Origin of the sequence: Sphingobium sp., from assembly GCF_036170395.1 — a bacterium.
Lineage (GTDB): Bacteria > Pseudomonadota > Alphaproteobacteria > Sphingomonadales > Sphingomonadaceae > Sphingobium.
Genome location: NZ_JAVHPD010000078.1, coordinates 22,079 through 41,904 on the forward strand (window position 1 = coordinate 22,079; position 19,826 = coordinate 41,904).

Annotated in this window: 19 protein-coding genes; 12 read left to right on the plus strand and 7 right to left on the minus strand. The window is 64.4% G+C overall.

All coding sequences use genetic code 11. The features are described from left to right. Window positions 1-38: 38 nt before the first annotated feature. A complete protein-coding gene (locus V2B31_RS19100) occupies window positions 39-1,424 on the minus strand; it encodes a carboxylesterase/lipase family protein (protein ID WP_328281649.1) in 1,386 nt (461 codons plus the stop codon). Between the two features lie 114 nt (window positions 1,425-1,538). Here V2B31_RS19100 and V2B31_RS19105 point away from each other — a divergent pair, with 114 nt between their 5' ends. Continuing rightward, a complete protein-coding gene (locus V2B31_RS19105) occupies window positions 1,539-2,795 on the plus strand; it encodes a hypothetical protein (RefSeq protein WP_328281651.1) in 1,257 nt (418 codons plus the stop codon). Between the two features lie 211 nt (window positions 2,796-3,006). On the opposite strand, the gene rplL is transcribed toward V2B31_RS19105, so the two are convergent. Then, entirely contained in the window at window positions 3,007-3,387 is a 381-nt protein-coding gene (gene rplL / locus V2B31_RS19110) for a 50S ribosomal protein L7/L12 (protein WP_328281653.1), read from the minus strand. Window positions 3,388-3,456: 69 nt separating this feature from the next. Then, window positions 3,457-3,972 carry a 50S ribosomal protein L10 gene (rplJ, locus tag V2B31_RS19115; protein ID WP_328281655.1) on the minus strand — a complete coding sequence of 172 codons (516 nt, stop codon included), beginning with the start codon at window positions 3,970-3,972 and terminating at the stop codon, window positions 3,457-3,459. Window positions 3,973-4,656: 684 nt separating this feature from the next. Here rplJ and V2B31_RS19120 point away from each other — a divergent pair. Beyond that, window positions 4,657-6,657, plus strand: coding sequence for an ATP-binding protein (locus V2B31_RS19120; protein WP_328281659.1), 2,001 nt, complete (start codon window positions 4,657-4,659; stop codon window positions 6,655-6,657). Window positions 6,658-6,714: 57 nt separating this feature from the next. On the opposite strand, the gene V2B31_RS19125 is transcribed toward V2B31_RS19120, so the two are convergent. Then, on the minus strand, window positions 6,715-8,820 hold the full coding sequence (locus V2B31_RS19125) for a RelA/SpoT family protein (protein ID WP_328281663.1): 2,106 nt from the start codon (window positions 8,818-8,820) through the stop codon (window positions 6,715-6,717). 111 nt (window positions 8,821-8,931) lie between these two features. Between V2B31_RS19125 and V2B31_RS19130 the strand changes: the two genes are divergently transcribed. The 4 genes from V2B31_RS19130 to V2B31_RS19145 all read left to right on the plus strand — a co-directional run bounded on the left by V2B31_RS19130 (window position 8,932) and on the right by V2B31_RS19145 (window position 11,954). Continuing rightward, the gene (locus V2B31_RS19130; RefSeq protein ID WP_328281665.1) at window positions 8,932-9,414 is read left to right on the plus strand and encodes a winged helix-turn-helix transcriptional regulator; all 483 of its coding nucleotides are present in this window, start codon (window positions 8,932-8,934) and stop codon (window positions 9,412-9,414) included. Between the two features lie 141 nt (window positions 9,415-9,555). Then, entirely contained in the window at window positions 9,556-10,662 is a 1,107-nt protein-coding gene (locus tag V2B31_RS19135) for a sensor histidine kinase (protein ID WP_328281691.1), read from the plus strand. Then, complete coding sequence (locus V2B31_RS19140) at window positions 10,659-11,459, plus strand: LytR/AlgR family response regulator transcription factor (protein ID WP_328281667.1); 801 nt, start codon at window positions 10,659-10,661, stop codon at window positions 11,457-11,459. Before V2B31_RS19135 ends, V2B31_RS19140 begins: the two co-directional genes overlap by 4 nt. A 255-nt stretch (window positions 11,460-11,714) precedes the next feature. Next, window positions 11,715-11,954, plus strand: coding sequence for a hypothetical protein (locus V2B31_RS19145; RefSeq protein WP_328281671.1), 240 nt, complete (start codon window positions 11,715-11,717; stop codon window positions 11,952-11,954). A gap of 58 nt (window positions 11,955-12,012) precedes the next feature. Here the strand turns inward: V2B31_RS19145 and V2B31_RS19150 are convergent, their stop codons facing one another. Beyond that, window positions 12,013-12,441, minus strand: a complete 429-nt coding sequence (locus V2B31_RS19150; protein WP_328281672.1) for a glycine zipper 2TM domain-containing protein — start codon at window positions 12,439-12,441, stop codon at window positions 12,013-12,015. 192 nt (window positions 12,442-12,633) lie between these two features. On the opposite strand from V2B31_RS19150, the gene V2B31_RS19155 reads away from it, so the two are divergent. After that, window positions 12,634-13,692 carry an esterase-like activity of phytase family protein gene (locus tag V2B31_RS19155; protein WP_328281674.1) on the plus strand — a complete coding sequence of 353 codons (1,059 nt, stop codon included), beginning with the start codon at window positions 12,634-12,636 and terminating at the stop codon, window positions 13,690-13,692. A gap of 76 nt (window positions 13,693-13,768) precedes the next feature. On the opposite strand, the gene V2B31_RS19160 is transcribed toward V2B31_RS19155, so the two are convergent. After that, window positions 13,769-14,662, minus strand: a complete 894-nt coding sequence (locus V2B31_RS19160; protein ID WP_328281676.1) for an AraC family transcriptional regulator — start codon at window positions 14,660-14,662, stop codon at window positions 13,769-13,771. Window positions 14,663-14,839: 177 nt separating this feature from the next. Here V2B31_RS19160 and V2B31_RS19165 point away from each other — a divergent pair, with 177 nt between their 5' ends. After that, window positions 14,840-15,571, plus strand: coding sequence for an SDR family oxidoreductase (locus tag V2B31_RS19165; protein WP_328281678.1), 732 nt, complete (start codon window positions 14,840-14,842; stop codon window positions 15,569-15,571). A gap of 106 nt (window positions 15,572-15,677) precedes the next feature. On the opposite strand, the gene V2B31_RS19170 is transcribed toward V2B31_RS19165, so the two are convergent. Further along, entirely contained in the window at window positions 15,678-15,893 is a 216-nt protein-coding gene (locus V2B31_RS19170; RefSeq protein WP_328281693.1) for a circumsporozoite protein, read from the minus strand. Window positions 15,894-16,109: 216 nt separating this feature from the next. On the opposite strand from V2B31_RS19170, the gene V2B31_RS19175 reads away from it, so the two are divergent. From V2B31_RS19175 to V2B31_RS19190, 4 genes are all read left to right on the plus strand, one after another. Then, window positions 16,110-17,081 (plus strand): ArsR/SmtB family transcription factor, encoded by a 972-nt coding sequence (locus V2B31_RS19175; RefSeq protein ID WP_328281680.1) that lies wholly within the window; start codon window positions 16,110-16,112, stop codon window positions 17,079-17,081. After that, window positions 17,078-17,989: a methylenetetrahydrofolate reductase [NAD(P)H] gene (gene metF, locus V2B31_RS19180; RefSeq protein WP_328281682.1), complete on the plus strand. Its 912-nt coding sequence runs from the start codon at window positions 17,078-17,080 to the stop codon at window positions 17,987-17,989. The genes V2B31_RS19175 and metF overlap by 4 nt, the downstream gene beginning before the upstream one ends. A gap of 121 nt (window positions 17,990-18,110) precedes the next feature. Next, window positions 18,111-19,157: a homocysteine S-methyltransferase family protein gene (locus V2B31_RS19185; RefSeq protein ID WP_328281694.1), complete on the plus strand. Its 1,047-nt coding sequence runs from the start codon at window positions 18,111-18,113 to the stop codon at window positions 19,155-19,157. 137 nt (window positions 19,158-19,294) lie between these two features. Continuing rightward, window positions 19,295-19,826: dihydropteroate synthase (locus V2B31_RS19190; protein ID WP_328281684.1), on the plus strand; the 532-nt coding region annotated here is incomplete at its 3' end.

Genomic DNA, 19,826 nt, shown 5'->3' on the forward strand with positions numbered 1-19,826 from the left:
CGATCAGGCTTAGCTCGTGCCGCTCGCCCCGCCAACCATCAAGGATGGGGCGCGGCGATCGCCTTGCCGGCGGGGTCGAAGATCATCACCGCGTCGCCCGCCCTGCCGAAGCGCGGCCAGGCGGGCAGGCCCGACCCGTTGGGATCGCCGGACTTCACGAAATTCACGAGATAGGCGCTGATCGTGCGCCCCATGGCGTCATCGCGCGCGGTGGTGGCGTCGCCATATTTCACATGCTGGGTGTCGAAGAAATAGGGGATGTCGCTGGCGTGCTGCGCGCCGGGCCGGCCGATGCTTTGCGCCACATAGTCGAAATAATAGGCGTAGACGGGCAGTTTCTTCGCGGCGAGCGTGCCGGCCACCTGCCGCGCGCCGGCGATCATGACACCGGTCGGGCCGCCGATATCGGCGCTGGTCGCGCCGACCATCACCGGCACTTTGGCGAAGCGGCCGGCGGCATAGGCGGCGGTCGGCGACACCGCGATCTTCCCGTCGGCATAAGGGCCGACATAGTCGGCGCGCGGCTGCGACAGGGTAGCGAGGTTCAGATTGTCGATCACCTGTTCGCCGGGCAGGGCGCGCAGGCGGGCGAGGGCGTCGGGACTGTCGGCGGGCACGCCCTTGCCCGTGGCGAAGGCCTGCCCCGCCTTTTCCGCCGCCGCATGGCCGGAATCGCCGCGCAGCGATCCGTCGCCGCCCGACAGGATGACGGCGCGGGCGAAGAGGCCCTGCGCCAGCGGGGAGGCGAGCAGCGCATGGACCGACATGCCGCCCGCGCTTTCGCCGATGATCGTCACCTGCGCCGGATCGCCGCCGAAGCGGGCGATGTTGCGCTTCACCCACTGGAGCGCCGCGACCTGATCCATGAGGCCATAATTGCCGGTGAGCCCCTTGTCCTCGTCCGCCGCTGTGAGCGCGGGATGGGCGAAGGTGCCGAAGCGGCCGAGCCGATAGTTGAAGCTGACCACCATGATCCCCTGCTTCGCCAGCGGCGCGCCCGAATAGGTCGGGGGCGAGGCGCCGCCGTTGACGAAGCCGCCGCCATAGATCCAGACCATCACGGGCAGCTTGGCGGTCGCGCCGACGGGTTTCCAGATGTTGAGATACAGGCAATCCTCCGACGGCGGGGTGCCGAGCGGCGCGGCGTCGCTGGGGAAGGGAAGCTGCATACAGTCGTTGCGATAGGCGGCCGCGTCTCGCACCCCGTCCCATGCTTGCGCCGGCTGCGGCATCCGCCAGCGCAGACCTCCGGCCGGGGGCGCGGCGAAGGGAATGCCCTTCCAGCTTTCGACGCCATCCGCCGCTACGCCGCGCACCGCGCCGCGATCGGTGGTGACGACGAGGGGGGTGGCGGGCGTTTGCGCCAGGGCGGGGGGTGCGCCGAGAGTCAGAAGGGCGAGGAGGGCGGTTTTTGTGGAGGACATGATCGGGTCTCCGACATTCGATCTTTGCGTCTTTAGAGGCGCTTGGGCGGTCGAACGCAACGGCTCTACGACTATCGGCTTACCCGATGGTCCGGCAACGGGATATCAAGGGATGTGAGCGATAAGCGCGGGATGGAGACCGTTGCCCTTGTCCCGCCGATGCGCCGTCTGCCGGGCGCCTGGCGGATCGACCTGCCCGCCGGGGCGTGGGCGATCGTCGGCATTTATGCCACGATGCTGATCGGCGTCGCGCTCGCCGTGCCCTTTCCCAACTGGATCGACGAGCTGGGGCATTTTTCGATGATCCGCGCGCAGTATGACGCGCCCGCGCTGTTCCCTGACTGGAGCGTGTACCGGATGCTCGATGTCGCGGACCTGTCGCGCTGGTCGGCTGAGCCCAACTATATCAACCATCCCGCGCTCTATTATCTGCTGCTCGCGCCGCTTTTCGCGCTGAGCGCCGATCCGCTGCTGTTTCGCCTGGTCAATATGGCAATGGCCGTGGGGGCGCTGCTGCTGATGCTGGTGGCGGTGCGGCGACGGTTCGGGGCGGATGCGGTGTCGCCGGTCTGGTTCGCCTTCGCGGCGGCGGCCTTCCCCAAGGCGGCGGTGGTCGGCGGAGCGATCAACAATGACAATCTGGCGATGCTGGCGGCGGCGGGCCTGTTCGCGGGCGTGATGGGGATGCCGGGGGCGGTGTGGTGGCTGCTGGCGGGACTCGCGGTGGCCGGCTGGACCAAGCTCACGGCCTTCGTGGCATTGAGCGCAGTCGTGGGCTGCTGGCTGGCGCTGCGGCTGATGCGGGGGGAGGTGCGCTGGGGCGATCCGCTGATCCGGTGCGCGGGCGCGGGCGTGGTGATCGGGGCGGCGCCTTATCTCGTCACGCTGGCGCGGACGGGGCAGGTCGTGTGGGTTCATGCGGCGACCTGGTATGTGCCGCCGGGCGAGCGGGCGGCGCTCGATTTTCCGGGCTTTGCCGCGCATTTCTTCCGCATGCTGGCGCATAAATGGCCAGCGGCGGAGGGGGCGTTTCCGCTCTGGGTGGTGGTTGGCCTGCTGGCGCTGATGGCGGGAACGGCGGTGCTGGGCGCGCGGGCGCGGGTGGTGAGGCTGCCGGTGCTGGCTTACGGGTTCGGGATCGGGGTGCTGCTTGCCGTCCACCTGATCTTCGGGTGGCGGAGTTTCGTGGCGCTGGGCGATCTCACCATTGCGCAGGCGCGCTATTATCATGTCCTCTGGCCGGGCGTCGCGCTGGGGCTGGCGGCGGGGATGACGGCGGCGGAGCGGCGATGGCGGCCCGCGCCCTGGATCCTCGCAACGCCGATGGCGATGATGACGCTGGCGGGAGCGGCGCTGATCGTAGCCCTTTGATCCCTCAAGCGATGCGCCCTCAACCGGGATCACAGCCACCCCCGTTCGGGCTGAGCCTGTCGAAGCCTTGCCCTTCGTCAGCAGAAAGGGCGGCCCTTCGACAGGCTCAGGGCGAACGGTTGATCTATAAGGTGCGATGCTCCAGGAAGCGGAAAAGGCGGCCCCCGGTGGGAGCCGCCTTCCATGTCTCTCCGGCGGACCGGAAAAGCGATTACTTGAGCTCGACGGTCGCGCCGGCTTCTTCCAGCTGCTTCTTGACCTTCTCGGCCTCGTCCTTGCTGACGCCTTCCTTGACGGCCTTGGGCGCGCCTTCGACCAGCGACTTGGCTTCGGTGAGGCCGAGGCCGGTGATGGCGCGGACTTCCTTGATGACGTTGATCTTCTTGCCACCGTCGCCGGTGAGGATCACGTCGAATTCCGTCTGCTCTTCAGCAGCCGGCGCAGCGGCGGCGCCACCGGCGGCCGGGCCGGCAACGGCGACCGCAGCGGCGGCCGAAACGCCCCACTTTTCTTCCAGAGCCTTGGACAGCTCAGCGGCTTCGAGGACGGTGAGGGCCGAGAGCTGGTCGACCAGAGCGTTGATGTCTGCCATTTGTCTATTTCCTTGAATATGGGGCACATGCCCCGTCAGATTGGGTCAAAAACCGGAGGGTTGCGGCGATCAGGCCGCTTCCTTCTCCGCATAGGCGTTGAAGACGCGCGCGAGCTGCGCCGCCGGTGCCTGGGTGACGGTTGCGAGCCTGGTAGCCGGGGCGACGATAAGGCCGACCAGCTTGGCGCGCAGTTCATCCAGCGACGGCATCGACGCCAGGGCCTTCACGCCCTCCGCATCGAGCAGCACTTCGCCCATCGCGCCGCCGACGATCTCGAGACGATCGTTGGTCTTGGCGAAATCGATCGCAACCTTGGCGGCGGCGACCGGATCGGCCGAGGTGGCGAGGCCGACCGGGCCGGTCAGCAGGTCGCTGAGGCCAGTGTAGGCGGTGCCATCCAGGGCGATGCGGGCGAGGCGGTTCTTCGTAACCTTGTAGGACGCGCCGGCTTCGCGCATCTTCTGGCGCAGGACGGTCGACTGGGCGACGGTCATGCCAAGGTTGCGGGTCACGACGACCACGCCAACCTGTGCCAGCTCTGCGTTCAGCGCGGAAACGACCTCAGCTTTCTGATTACGATCCATGCCATTACTCCACTTCATGTCCGCGGGCGGACCCGCAGACGGCTTCAAACCCGCGCCGGAAGGCACGGGGTGTTAAGGTCCGAAGGGGAGAGATCGACCGGCCTGGATCACACAAGGAAACAGGCGGACGCCGAATCGGGCGTGTCCGCCCGTCCGGCAAAGAGCTTTTCCCCGTCTAGGCTGGAGATTAAGAAGGGCAAATTCCCTTCACCAACTGTCTCGGACGGAAGACCGGAGGCGCAAGGCCGCCGGTCTGCTGGGGGCGCGCATAGGCGAAAAGGCGGGGGATGTCACGCGGAAAGTGGGGCGGGGCGGGGGTGCGGTGGCTCCACTGAAGTTCACACCGTTGTCGGGGTTGTTCGACGGGAAATGTGGAAAAATCGGAGGTCGCGCGCCTGCGACGCGCCGCCGACGCGCCTGTTGGGTCATGGTTGGGTGTCGATTGGGTCACGGTTGGGTCACGCCCGCGCGCCTGTCGGGTAACGGTGGCGCGGCTGTGGTTGGGAGAGGAAGGGGGTGGGGAGAAGGGGCGGCGCGGTCCATCGGTCAGGATGGAGCAGAGAATTTCCTATTAGGGAAGGGCAATGGCTAGCAGCACTCTAGCTTCCGCTTCACGGTGGGAAGTCCGTTTTATCGTGACACGGTAGGGTAGCCTTGCGTACCCTAGCGATCTAAAGTGGGCCCATGTCGAGCGAAACCGAATCTCACCGCGCAGTGTATGCCGCCGATCTCTCTATCGACCTTGAACAACTTGCAATCCGCGAGTCTGAGCAGATCGAGTGGAAGCAGAATGTCGCAGATGTCGATAATGTTGTTCAGACACTATCTGCTTTCGCGAATGATTTGGCAAACTTAGGCGGAGGATATGTGGTTTGCGGAGCCCAAGAGGTGAAGGATGAGCACGGTTTCCCAAAACTAGTCCAAACGGGATTGACAGCCAATCGTTTGAAAGAAATTGAGGGGCAAGTACTCCAACGATGTCGAGATAGGGTCTCACCTCCAATTACGCCATTAGTGCACGAGATGCCAGCCGAAAATCCTGCAACTCGGCTGCTGATATTCATCCAGCCCTCTACCGGCCACGCGCATAGCGTCCGCATCGGAGATGATGGTTCCAAACATTGGGTCCGAGTTGGACGCGAGACGAGAGAAGCTCGGAATGGTACTCTCCGTGAGCTACTAGTTCGTAAAGGTGCCCAGCAGCCGTGGGATCGGCGGCTTTGTACTGGAGCGACCATAAATGACTTAGATCTTTTAGCTATACGCGACGCTTTGCAGCGAATGCGCGTTTTCTCGGCTGACCGTGGCGTTGAGGCATATCTCTCCGATGACGCCCAACTCAGTGCGATGGTCCCTCCGCTTTGTGGCCGCGAACCCATGACCAATATCCTCCGGCCGAGAAATTTTGCCATTTTGTTGTTTGGTCGTGATCCACAGCGCTTTATTCCGGGAATGGTTAGTCTTTTTTCGATCTATCCAGGCCGAGATCGTTCTGACGTGCATGCCGAAAGACATGAGCTGGCGGGAACAATTATTGAGCAATCGCGCCGGTTGAACGAGTTACTTGATGTCCAATCTTTTACGACATTTGACAAGTCTGATAGAGCTACCCCGAACTCGGTAAAGTATCCGAGGAGAGCGCTGTATGAAGCTATGGGAAATGCGCTGGCCCATCGTGATTATGAACAAACCGACCCTACAAGGGTAACGGTTTTCGAGGATAGAATCGAGGTCTTGTCACCAGGATCGCTGCCTCTGGGCGTTGCACTCGAGAAGTTTCGCACTGGCGAAGCGGCCCCAAGGTGGCGCAATCAAACATTGGCATGGTTTTTTAATCGACTTCAGATTGCTCAGGCAGAAGGTCAAGGTATTCCGACTATCCTCAGGACCATGCGAGAGGAGGGATGCCCGCCTCCCGTATTCGACGTCGATGAAGCACGGGTTCTTTGTGTTCTTCCTGCCCATCCTAGGTATGCTATGATGCGGGAGCTACGGTCTGTTGAGCAAGATTTAGCCCTCGGCGACTGGGAAGAGGCGCAACGTTCTGTAGTCAAAGTTCTTGACCGCGATCCCACAAATGTGCGTGCGTTACAACTGTTTGCCGAGGTGCTGACATTGCTGCGTGACCCCGCGCCTTTGGTCAAGTGGCTGGGTACTTCGGGTAACGAATGGACGCAACTGCCACGAGAGGTTTTGCTGCAATTTAGCGAAGCCCTAGTATCTGGTGCTGAAACGACCGACGAACATCGAGCAACAGCCAACCGCTTATTGGCTCGTGCAGCAATCGGGCGTCTCGAAGAGCGTGAACTCCGCCGAATCGTAGTCGCTATGATACGCAGCCGAGATCACCGCAACGCTATCCAACTACTCGACACCTATGAAAAGGATCACAACGAAGTTCAACACAGCGCTTCATTTCATCAGCTTCGCGGCGACGCGTTAATCGGAATGGCAAATAAATGCCTCGCAACAGCGCGGCGGAGCCGAACGCCAAACGCAACGCGAGAACGTTCATGGTCTCAGTTTGATGAGTATGCCAGAGAAGCAAAAGATCAGCTTCAAAAAGCAGCGAATTTGAACCCCGACGCCAACTTGGCTTCTGTGATACAGTTGAATCTGTCGTATTTGGAAGAGCAGATGGACAAGGCTAGACGTTTCCGTCGGCCGAGGCGGCACTCGCACTAATGAAGATTGTAGTTCTGGTGGGTACCATTGGATGATGATCGGGTGACAACATCCCCCTCAAACCCGATCCGCCTGCACCACGATGTCGAGCGCCCTTAGCGCCGACAAGATCCGGTTGAGATGCTGCGCGTCGGCCACCTCCAGGTCGATGATGTCGGTGTGGAACGGCCCCTCGCGGTTCACCAGTTGCAGGTTCAGAATGTTCGCCTTGGTCGCGCCGAAGACGTTGGCGACCGCGGCGAGCGCGCCGGGCTGGTTCTTGACGATGACGGAGAGGCGGGCGGTGCCGCCCTTGGACTTGCCGTCCCAGGCGAGGTCGACCCAGTCGTCGTCCTGCTCCACTTCTAGCGATCGGCAGTCGATAGTGTGGACCTCGATCGGCTCGCCGGTGCGGCGCACGCCGACGATGCGGTCGCCGGGGACGGGGTGGCAGCAGTCGCCGAGGCTGTAGGCGATGCCGGGGGTGAGGCCGCGGATCGAGACGGGTTCGTGCTGGCGCGGATGGGCTTCCTCCATGCCTTCGGCGGTGGTGGAGCCGGGGACGAGCGCCTCCATCACCTCATGGTCGAGGACGCGGTGGGTGGCGATGGCGACCATCAGCGCCGCGCGATCGTCCAGCTTCAGGCGCTTCAATGCCGCGGCCAGCGCCTTGTCGCCCAGTTCCTTGGCAAGGTCGGGGGAGAAGCGGCCGACGATCTCCTCATAGAGTTTCTCGCCGAGCTTGATCTCCTCGCCGCGCTGCTTCTGGCGGATATAGCGGCGAATGGCGGCGCGCGCCTTGCCCGTGATGGCGAAGGTCAGCCAGCCGGGCTGCGGCTCCTGCCCCACGGACTTCAGGATTTCGACCTGATCGCCATTTTCGAGGGAGGTGCGCAGCGGCACGACGCGGCCGTTGACCTTCGCGCCGACGGTCTGGTTGCCGAGCGAAGTATGGACGGCATAGGCGAAGTCGACCGGGGTCGAGCCCTTGGGCAGCTGGTGCAGCTCGCCCTTGGGGGTGAAGGCGAAGATGCGGTCCTGATACATCGCCATGCGGGTATGTTCGAGCAGCTCGTCGGCGTCCTGGCTCTGCTCCAGGATTTCCACGAGATCGCGCAGCCAGGCGGCGTGCTGGTCGGCGGCGTCGCCCTGCTGCTTGTAGGCCCAGTGCGCGGCAAGGCCCAGTTCGGCGTCATTGTGCATCGACCGGCTGCGGATCTGCACCTCGATCCGGGCATTGTCCTGATGGATGACGGTGGTGTGGAGCGACTGATAGCCGTTGCGCTTGGGGGTGGAGATATAATCCTTGAAGCGGCCGGGGACCATCTTGAAGGTCTGGTGGATGATGCCGAGCGCGCGGTAGCAATCCTCGGGCGTCTCGGTGATGACGCGGAAGGCCATGACGTCGGTCAGCTGCTCGAAGCTGATATGGCGTTCCTGCATCTTCTTCCAGATGCTGTAGGGATGCTTTTCGCGGCCCGAGACGGTGACCGACAGCCCCTTGCCGGCGAGCAGCAGGTGCAGCTCCGCGCCGATCCGGTCGACCTTGTCATGACCGCCTTCCTTGAGCTGCTCCAGCCGGCGGGTGATGCTGTCATAGGCTTCGGGCTCGATCTCTCGGAAAGCGAGGAGCTGCATCTCGCGCATGAAGTCGTACATGCCGATCCGCTCCGCCAAGGGCGCGTAGATATCCATCGTCTCGCGGGCGATGCGGCGGCGCTTGTCGGGGTTCTTGATGAAGTGGAGCGTGCGCATATTGTGCAGCCGGTCGGCGAGCTTGACCAGCAGCACGCGGATATCGTCCGACATGGCGAGCAGGAATTTGCGGAGATTTTCCGCCGCCCGCTCATTTTCGGACATCGCCTCGATCTTCGACAATTTTGTCACGCCATCGACCATGCGGGCGACATCGGGGCCGAAGGCGGCCTCTATCTCCTCATGGGTGACGAGCGTGTCCTCGATCGTGTCGTGGAGAAGGGCGGTGACGATGGTCTGGTCGTCGAGGTTGAAGTCGGTCAATATGCCCGCCACCTCGATCGGGTGGCTGAAATAAGGGTCGCCGCTGGCGCGCTTCTGGCTCCCATGCTTCTGGACCGAAAAGACATAGGCGCGGTTTATCATCGCTTCGTCCGCGTCCGGATCGTAGCGCTTCACCCGCTCGACAAGTTCATACTGGCGTAGCATCGTTTCCCGATTGTGTTGAACCGCCCTTGCGGTGCAACAAAAAAATCCCATGTTGCGCAGATAGGGCGGCACTTTTGCAACAGCCGCCAACTTGCGCTATGCGTGACTGTCATGACACATAATATGGCCCAGGACCTGGAACAATGCGCTCTCCCCGCCGCGCTGGAGGCGATGGGCGAGCGATGGTCCTTCCTCATCCTGCGCGGCGCGCTGTCGGGCATCCGCCATTTCGAGGAATTCCAATCGACGCTGGGGATCGCGCGCAACATCCTTGCCAACCGGCTCGCGCGGCTGGTGGAAAACGGCATCATGCTGCGCCAGCCGATGACGTGCGACCGGCGGAAGGTCGAATATCGGCTGACCGAAAAGGGGCAGGATCTTGCCCCCGCGATGATCGCGCTGCGCCAGTGGGGCGAGAAATGGGGCTGCGCGCCCCCATCCTGCCAGGTGCTGGGCGACGCGCGCGACCGCCAGCCGATCCGCGGCGTCGTGATCCAGGCGCATGACGGGCGCGCGCTGGAGCTGAGCGATCTCGTTTGGGTGTGCGTGGACGAAGTGACGCCGATGACGCAGGAACCGGCGCAGGCGGCGTGAGGGTGCGGGGCGGGCACTGACCGAAAATTGGAGCATGATGTTCCCCGGCGCAAGCCGGGGAACAAGGGTGAGTGAGCGGGATCAGGTCCGCCAACGGGTTCCAATGTGGCGCGGGGGCGGCTAGGCTCCGGTGCAATGTCCGTGTCCGTGCCCCGCATCAAGCCGCAGCCTTTCTTCGCCGACAAGAATCGCGCCTTCTGGAATCTTCAGTCTGTCGGATGGGCCGGGGCGTTCCTGCTGCGCGGGTCGTCTACCGTGGCGAACGGCCAGCCTTTCTCCAGCCTGATTCCGGTGCTGATCTCGACCGTCACCGGCTATTCGGTGACATTGCTGATCGCGGTGGTGTTCCGCTTTCTGCTCAAGCAGCGGCCGATCGTCACCTGGGGCGTTTCGATCCTGACTGTGGTCATGGCGGCGGGGCTGGTCGCCTTCATCGACGCCTGGGTATTCTCGACCCAGAACCGGGGCAGCGTGACGGCGGGGCTGCAACTGTTCCTGGGCGCCTTCTACCTGTCGATGACGCTGATCGGGGCATGGTCCGCACTCTATTACGCCATCAACTTCTACCTGACGGTTGAGGAGCAGGCGGACCAGCTGCTGCGGCTGGAAAATCAGGCGGCCAACGCGCAGCTCGCGATGCTGCGCTACCAGCTCAATCCGCATTTCCTGTTCAATACGCTCAACAGCATTTCGACCCTGGTGCTCTTGAAGCAGACCGACCGGGCGAACGCGATGCTCTCGCGCCTGTCCTCCTTCCTGCGCTACACGCTCATCAACGAGCCGACCGCGCAGGTGACGATCGAGCAGGAGATCGAGACGCTGAAACTCTATCTCGAGATCGAGAAGATGCGGTTCGAGGACCGTCTGCGCCCCAGCTTCAGCATAGATCCGGCCGTGGCGAAGGCGCGGCTCCCGTCGCTGCTGCTCCAGCCGCTGGTCGAAAATGCGATCAAATATGCGGTGACGCCCAAGGAAGAGGGGGCCGATATCACCGTCAGCGCGCAACCTGCCGGGGATAATGTGCGGATCGTCGTATCGGACACGGGGCCGGGATTGAACGAAAGCGGAATGAAGCCGCACATCCCCATGAGCGAAGGGACGGGCGTGGGCCTGCCAAACATCCGCGACAGGTTAATTCAGGCCTTCGGGGAACGACAGAGCTTTGAAACGCGTTCCACGCCGGGCGGATTTTCGGTCATTATCGAATTTCCGCTTAACATGGATGAAACATCGAAAGTGGCCGCATGACCATCAGAACGATCCTCGTCGACGACGAAAGCCTGGCTATTCAAGGCCTTCAGCTCCGTCTTCAAGCGCATGAGGATGTCGAAATCGTCGAAACCTGCACCAACGGCCGCGAAGCGATCCGCGCCATCAAGACGCATAAACCCGACCTTGTGTTCCTCGACATTCAGATGCCCGGCTTCGACGGCTTTTCCGTCGTCCAGGGGCTGATGGAGGTGGAGCCGCCGCTCTTCATCTTCTGCACCGCCTATAGCGACTATGCGATCCGCGCGTTCGAGGCGCAGGCGGTCGATTATCTGATGAAGCCGGTGGAGGAAGGGCGCCTTGCCGACGCGCTCGACCGGGTGCGCCAGCGCCTGAACGACAAGCGGCAGGTGCAGGAAGCGGAGAAGCTGCGCGAGGTGCTGGCCGAGGTCGCGCCGCAGGCGATGAGCGATTTCGCGAGCGACGACGACGCGCCGGCCTCCAACCGCTTCGAGAAGCTCATCAACATCAAGGATCGCGGGCAGATTTTCCGCGTGGACGTGGATTCGATCGAACGGATCGATGCGGCGGGCGACTATATGTGCATCTACACCGCCGACAACAGCCTGATCCTGCGCGAGACGATGAAGGATCTGGAAAAGCGGCTCGACCCGCGCAATTTCCAGCGCGTGCATCGCTCGACCATCGTCAATCTGAGCCAGGTGCGGCAGGTGAAGCCCCATACCAACGGCGAATGTTTCCTGGTGCTGGAAAGCGGCGCGCAGGTGAAGGTCAGCCGTTCCTATCGCGACGTGGTGGCGCGCTTCGTGCATTGAGCGTGGGGCGCCTGCTGCCCGCCCTTGCAGGGCAGGGCTATCGCATATGAAAATGCCGTTCGTCCTGAGCCTGTCGAAGGACCGTCCTTTTCCTGGCGCAGACACTTGGAACAAAGAAAAAAGGGCCCTTCGACAGGCTCAGGGCGAACGGAGACTTGGCCAAATCCTTTTGCGCACCAAGGGCAGATTCCATACGCGATTCCCCTGCCTTGCAGGGCTGGACGATGTCTGCCCGAAACGCCTATGTGCCGTTCCATGATCCGCCCGTTGCTCGCTCTTCTCGCTCTCTTCTCCTTTAGCGCCTGCGGGTCGGGCGAGGGCGACGGCGTGGGTGGGGTGAGCGCCAGCGAGGCGCAGGCGCTCAACGAAGCGGCGGCGCGGCTCGATGCGCAGGCGGGCGCGGCGCAGAGCGGGGAGGCTGGTCTCAACCCGGCGGCGCAGGCGGCCGCGCGCGCCGATCGCGACCGGCTGCCCGCCAATGCCGTGCGTCCGTGACACGAAAAAGGGCCGCCCCGGATCGGGACGGCCCTTCTTTCATGATCGGGCCAACCGCTCAGCAGTTGCGGTCGATCGCGCGGCCGGCCAGAGCGCCCACGCCCGCGCCGATGATGGCGCCGGTGGTGCCGTCGCCGCGGCGGCCGTAGCGGCCCGAACCCTTGCCGATCTCGTTACCCAGCAGACCGCCGGCGATCGCGCCGATGATCGTGCCGCCGGTGCCGTTGTCGCGGCAGCGATAGCCGCCCCGATACCCACCGCGATAGCCGCGATAATAGTTGTTGCGATAATAGCGGTCGCCGCGATAACCGCGATAATAATCACCGCGATAGCCGCGATAGCCCCGGTCATACCCGCCACGATAATAGTCGCCACGGTCGTAACCGCCGCGATAATATTGCGCGCTCGCCGGCGCGGTGGTGGCGGCGAAGGACGCAACGCCCATTGCCAGCGCGGCGCCCATATTCACAAGAAACTTCATCTTCATGGCGTTGCTCCTCCATAAGCCATCCTCTTGGGCGGCGCTCTTGGAAAAGAACGGGATTGCCCATCGATTGATCCCCTTATGATCGATTCGCCTTGAGCCGAGCCTGAATGGCGGTGACAGCCGCCGTTCAGGCGCGCGCGGCCCGTCACGCGCCTGCTGCGTCCTGCCGGATATTGCCCTATGGCGAGCGCGATGCCGCGAATCCTGATCGTCCTGGCGCTCGCCGTCCTGCTGTTGCCCGCTCCGCATCTGTCCAAGCCGCAAAGCGTGCAGGCGGGGCGGCTGCTGGTGCGCGCGCGCGCGTTGCCGCTCAGCAGCCTCGATCCCGGCCTCGCTTATGCGGGCGCGCTCGACTATCTGGGCGGCTGGAGCCTGGAGAGCGACAATCCCGGCTTCGGCGGCCTGTCCTCGCTGCTCGCCGACCCGTCGGGACAGATGCTGGGCTTGAGCGATTCCGGCATATTGATGGGCTTCCATATCGGGCCGGGGGCGGAGCGGCTGCGCCCGTTCATCGCGCCCCTGCCGGTTCGCGCGAAGGACCGGCATCGGCCCTGGTGGTCCTGGGACAGCGAGGCGCTGGTCCATGATCCCGCGACCGACCGCTACTGGGTGGGGTTCGAGCTGTTGCAGGCGGTGTGCCGATACGGCCCCGGCTTCGCGCGGGTGGAGGCGTGCCGCGCCTGGCCGGAGATGTTCGCCTGGCCCGAAACCGGATCGATCGAATCGCTGGTCCGCCTGCCCGATGGCCGCTTTCTGGCGATCGGGGAAATGGGGATGACGGCGGACGGCCGGCATGAGGCGCTGCTGTGGGACGGCGATCCTGCGGAGACGGCAACCGCCGATCCCGTTCATCTGCGCTACGCCCCGCCGCAGGGCTATCGCCCGACCGACGCGGTGATGCTGGACGCGCGCCACATGCTGGTCCTCAATCGCAGGCTGACCTTGCAGGAGCTGTTCACGGCCGTGATCGCGATCGTGGACCTGCCCGCGCGGATCGACGCGGACACGGTGCTGAAAGCCCGGCCCCTCGCCCGCCTCGCGCCGCCCTTGCTGGCCGATAACTTCGAGGGGATGGCCGTCACCCGCGAAGCCGGCCGTCCGGTGATCTGGATCATATCCGACGACAATCACGAATTCTTCCAGCGCACGCTGCTGCTGAGATTCGGTTTGCGGGAACTGCCCTTTCATCCTCCCCTCGAAGGGGAGGTGGATGGCCGAAGGCCAGACGGAGGGGTGTCCCGCTATCGATAGCTGGACACCCCTCCGTCACGCGCTCCGCGCGCGACACCTCCCCTGCAAGGGGAGGATGATAAGGGCCGCCCTCCTCTCACACCGCCATCGCCACCTGCGGCATCGCGCGCAGCCGGCCCATGTCGCGCTGCGGCGGCGCGCCGAACAGGCGGCGATATTCGCGGCTGAATTGCGAGGGGCTGTCATAGCCGACGCGGAAGCCCGCCTCCGCCGCGTCCAGCCGGTCGGCGAGCATCAGGCTGCGCGCTTCCTGAAGCCTTAGCTGCTTTTGATATTGCAGCGGGGTCATCGCCGTCGCGCGGCGGAAATGCTCGTGGAAGCTCGACACGCTCATGCCGGCCAAGTCCGCCAGCATCCGCCCGCTGAACGGCTCGCGAAAATGCGCCTTCAGCCAGGCGATGGCGCGCGCGATCTGGCCGGTGCGGCTTTCGCTCGCGGCGATCGCGCGCACCGCCGCGCCATTCGGCCCGGTCATCAGCCGCACCAGCAGTTCGCGCTCCATCAGCGGCGCGAGCAGGGCCGCGCTGTGCGGCTGGCCGAGCAGGGCGGTGAGCCGCGTCGCGGCGTCGAGCATCTCGGGCGTTACCGGATGCAGCGACATGGCTGCCCCCTCCTGCGCCGGCGCGACAGGCGGCAAGGCAAGCGCGATCTCCGACAATATCGCCGGATCGAGATAGAGGCAGAAGCAGAGATAGGGCTCGGCGACGCTCGCCCGCGTCACCGTGCCGGTGATCGGCAGGTCCAGCGAGGCGATAAGATAGCTGGCGGGGCCATAGGTCAGCACCGCGTCGCCCAGCAGCACCCGCTTCTCCCCGCGCGCGATGATGCAGAGCGCCGGGCGCTGAACCATGTGGATCGGCTCCCCCTCGCCCGACCAGCGGACAAGCGCAAGGCGCGGGATCGCGGTTTCGATCAGCCCATCGTCTTCGGCATATCGGGCAATCTGTTCGGCAAGCGCATCATGGATCATCGATAGTCCTTCCGATGCTTGTCGTAGCGCAGACAGGCCCTCCTTTCCATCGCCATGCCGCTAATCTGGAAAATCGTGCAAGCATTGCGGACGACCATTCTACCGCATCATCCCTCTCCCGCGCCATTCAACACCCATCGGATCGACGGTCGATCCGCCGGACATGGAGACGAGACAATGACGATCGAAAACAAGGTCATCGCGATCACCGGGGCCAGCAGCGGCATCGGCGAGGGCGCGGCGCGGCTGCTGGCGGCGCGGGGCGCGAAGCTGATGATCGGCGCGCGCCGCACCGACCGGCTGGCGGCGCTGGCGGACGAACTCAACGCGGCGGGCGGATCGGTCGCCTTCCGCGCGCTGGATGTTACCGACCGGGCCGATTTCGAGGCGTTCGTCGCCGCGACGCAGGCCGACTATGGCCGCATCGACGTGCTGGTGAACAATGCCGGCCTGATGCCGCTGTCGCGCTTCGACAGCCTGAAAGTCGATGAGTGGGACCGGATGATCGACGTCAACATTCGCGGCGTGCTGCACGGCATCGCGGCGGCGCTGCCCCGCTTCAAGGCGCAGGGGAGCGGCCAGTTCGTCAATATCTCCTCGATCGGCGGCTATGCGGTCTGGCCGACCTGCGGCGTCTACAGCGCCACCAAATATGCGGTGCGCGCGATTTCCGAGGCGTTGCGGATGGAGCATGACGACATCCGCGTCACCATCATCGCGCCCGGCGTAGTGGAGTCCGAACTGGCCGACACCATCACCGATCCGGCCGCGGCGCAGGCGATGGTCGATTTCCGCGCGATCGCGCTCACCCCGGACGCGATCGCCCGCGCCATCGCCTATGCGGTGGAACAGCCGGCGGATGTGGATGTGGGCACGCTGATCGTGCGGCCGACCCGGTCGACGATCTGAGCGTTCGGTCGCCCTTGCCCTGAAGCGGGGCGGATGAAAGCACCGCCAGAAACAGAAAAGGGGCCGCGCCGTTTGCCGGAGCGACCCCTTTTCCGAAAACGCAAGATTACATCGCGTTCGCGGCGTTGTTGGTCGCGTTCGACGCAGCGTTGGCGGCGTTGTCGGCGGCGTTCAGCGCAGCGTTCATGGCGTTGTCGGCCGCGTTCGACGCGTTCTCCGCCGAGTTGGCGGCGTTGTTGGCCGCGTTTTCCGTGCCGCCGGTGCAGGCAGCCAGGCCGAGCGAAGCAGCGAGAACGAGCGAAAGAGCAATCGACTTGGTCATGGGCAACAACCCCTCTCTGAGAATAAAAAAACCGCAGACAACTCTCGGAGAAAAGCTCACCCCCCATTGCGCCTGCGCATCGATTCGTAATGCTTTGCGCAGGGCAAGGCAATCCCATTCATGCGCGGTCAAGGCGGGAGACCGGCTATCCTGTGTGAAGCGGCAAGACGATGCCGCCCATTGACGTATATAAAGATTTCTTTATATGCTCACCCCATGATCGCGGCACTCGACATGTTCCGGGCCTTGGGAGACCCGACGCGGTTGCGCATCGTCCATCTGCTGCGCGCGATGGAACTGGCCGTGGGCGAGATTGCGCAGGTGGTCGGGCAAAGCCAGCCGCGCGTGTCGCGCCATGTCCGCATCCTCGCCGAAGCGGGCCTGGTCGAGCGGCGCAAGGAAGGCAATTGGGTGTTCCTTCGCCTGCCGCGCACGCCCGCCGTCGCGCCGTTCCTGACCTTGTTCGACCAGCTTGCCCCGTCCGAGGGGGAGAAGCTGTGGCAGGCGGCGGACCTCGCCCGTCTCGCCGCGGTGCGCGCCGACCGGGCGCGCGCGGCCGAAGCCTATTTCGCCGAACATGCCGAGCAATGGGACGCGATCCGCTCGCTTCATGTCGCCGAAGCCGAGGTGGAGGCGGCGATGACCGCGCTGCTGGAAGCGCGGCCGATCGGCCATCTGCTCGACATCGGCACCGGCACCGGGCGGATGATCGAGCTGTTCGGGCAGGCCGCCCATCGGGTAACGGCGCTCGACCGCAGCCCCGACATGCTCCGCCTCGCCCGCGCCAAGCTGCCGCAGGATGCGGGCGACAAATATGCGCTGCTGCTCGGCGATTTCCTCGATCTGCCGCTGGAGCCGGCCAGCGTCGATACGGTGCTGCTGCATCAGGTGCTGCATTATGCCCAGGCGCCCGAGGCGGCGATCGCGGAGGCGGCGCGGGTGCTGACCGGCGAGGGGCGGCTGCTGATCGCCGATTTCGCCGCGCATGAGCGCGAGGAACTGCGCAGCCGCGACCAGCATGCGCGCCTGGGCTTCACCGACGATCAGATCGCCGGCTGGTTCGCCGATGCGGGCCTGGCGCTCGACCGGGTGGAAAGCCTGCCCGGCGACCAGCTGACCGTCAAACTCTGGCTCGGCCGGCGCACGGGCGCGCAGGTGCTGCCCCTTCACGAACGGAAATCCGCATGACGCTGCAAGAAGCCACCCAGCCCCTTTATGCGGACTTGGCCGGCGACGCTCAGGTGAGCTTTGAATTCTTCCCGCCCAAGACCGAGAAGATGGAGGCGCAGCTCTGGTCGGCGATCGAGACGCTGACGCCGCTCGGTCCCAAATTCGTGTCGGTCACCTATGGCGCGGGCGGATCGACGCGCGAGCGCACCCACAATACCGTCGCCCGGATCGCGCGGGAAACGCCGCTCGCCGCCGCCGCGCACCTCACCTGCGTCGCGGCGAGCAGGAGCGAGATCGACGAGATCGCCGATGCTTATTGGGAGGCCGGCGTGCGCCATATCGTCGCGCTGCGCGGCGATCCGCCCGAGGCGGGCGGCCGCTTCGAGCCGCACCCGGACGGCTACAGGGGCGCGGCGGAGCTGGTCGAGGGGCTGATGAAGCGCCATGCCTTCGAGATCAGCGTGTCGGCCTATCCCGAGACCCATCCCGATGCGGCGAGCGCGCAGAGCGACCTCGATAACCTCAAGCGCAAGCTCGACGCCGGCGCGAGCCGCGCGATCACGCAATTCTTCTTCGAGCCCGACACCTATTTCCGCTTCCTCGACACCGCGCGGGGGCAGGGGATTACCGCCGACATCGTGCCGGGCATCATGCCGGTGAGCAATTTCGCCGCGGTCCAGCGTATGTCGGCCATGTGCAATACGGCCGTGCCCGAGTGGATGGGCCGGCTGTTCGACAGGCTGGACGACCTGCCCGCCGCGCGCCAGCTCGTGTCCGCGACGATCGCGGCGGAGCTGTGCCGCAAGCTTTATGAGGGCGGGGTGCGCGACTTTCACTTCTACACGCTCAACCGGGCGGAACTCAGCTATGCGATCTGCCATCTGCTGGGGCTGAGGGCGAAGGTGGAAGCCGAGATGGTGGCATGACCTTTGTTTTCCCGTTCGCCCTGAGCCTGTCGAAGGGCTTCACCGACCAAAGGGAGGTGTCTTCGCCTCCGCTCAGACAAGGGCTTCGACTTCGCTCAGCCCGAACGGAGTTTTGTCCATGATGACCGCCGAACAGATATTCCGCCAGCTCGCCGCCGAGAAGATCCTGATCTTCGACGGCGGCTATGGCACCTCGATCCAGAAGCATGGCCTGACCGAAGCCGATTATCGCGGCGATCTCGATCTGCCGAAGGACCAGAAGGGCAATAACGACCTTCTCTGCCTCACCCGCCCCGACATCGTGGAGGGCATCCACGCCGCCTATCTGGAGGCGGGGGCGGACATGGTGGAGACCAACACCTTCTCCTCCACCAAAATCGCGATGGCCGATTATGGCTGCGAACATCTGGTATGGGACATCAATGTCGCCGCCGCGAAGCTGGCGCGCGCCGCTTGCGAGAAGGCGACGGCGAAGGACGGCAAGCCGCGCTTCGTCGCCGGGTCGATCGGGCCGACCAACAAGACGCTCAGCATCTCGCCCGACGTGAACGACCCCGCCTATCGTGAGGTCGATTATGATACGCTAAAGGCCGACTATCGCGAGCAGTGCGATGCGCTGATCGCGGGCGGCACGGATTTCCTGCTGGTGGAGACCTGCTTCGATACGCTCAACGCCAAGGCTGCCGGCATGGCCGCGCGCGAGGCCGAGGCGGCAGCGGGGCGGGAGGTGCCGCTGATGCTGAGCTTCACCATCACCGACATGTCGGGCCGCAACCTGTCGGGCCACACGATCAACGCCTTCTGGTATTCGCTGCGTCATCTGAAGCCGCTCACCATCGGGGTGAATTGCGCGTTCGGCGCGGACCTGCTGCGGCCCTATCTGAGCGAACTGGCGAAGAATGCCGACACGCTGATCCTCGCCTATCCCAATGCCGGCCTGCCCAATGAACTGGGGCAATATGACGAACTGCCCGAAACCACCGCGAAGCTGATCCGCGACTGGGTGGACGAGGGGCTGGTCAACATGGTCGGCGGCTGCTGCGGCACGACTCCCGCGCATATCGGCGCGGTGGCGCGGGCGCTGGCCGGCGAAAAGCCGCGCGTGGTGCCGGAACTGCCGGTCGTGACGCGGCTCGCTGGTTTGGAGCCGATGCACATCGCGGCCTGAAATGCGGGAGGGACATTTCTCCCTCCGTTCGCCCTGAGCTTGTCGAAGGGCACCACCGACCGCAGGGAGGTGTCTTCGCCTCCGCTCAGACAGGGGCTTCGACTTCGCTCAGCCCGAACGGAATTAGAGATCGGGATATGACCCAGACCACCCAATCCCCCGAACTTACTGGCGCCACCTTCGTCAATATCGGCGAGCGCACCAACGTCACCGGCTCGGCCAAGTTCAAGAAGCTCATCATGGCGGGCGATTATGCCGCCGCGATCGATATCGCGCGCGAGCAGGTGGAGAATGGCGCGCAGATCGTCGACGTGAACATGGACGAGGGGCTGCTCGACGCGGTCGAGGCGATGACGACCTTCCTCAAGCTCATGACCTCGGAACCGGACATCAGCCGCGTCCCCGTCATGATCGACAGCTCCAAATGGGAGGTGATCGAAGCGGGGCTGAAGTGCGTCAGCGGCAAGCCGATCGTCAATTCGATCAGCATGAAGGAGGGCGAGGAGGCCTTCCTCCACCACGCCAAGCTCTGCATGGCCTATGGCGCCGCCGCGGTCATCATGGCGTTCGACGAGACCGGCCAGGCGGATACCAAGGACCGCAAGGTCGAAATCTGCGAGCGCGCCTACAAGCTGCTGATGACCATCGGCTTCCCGCCCGAGGACATCA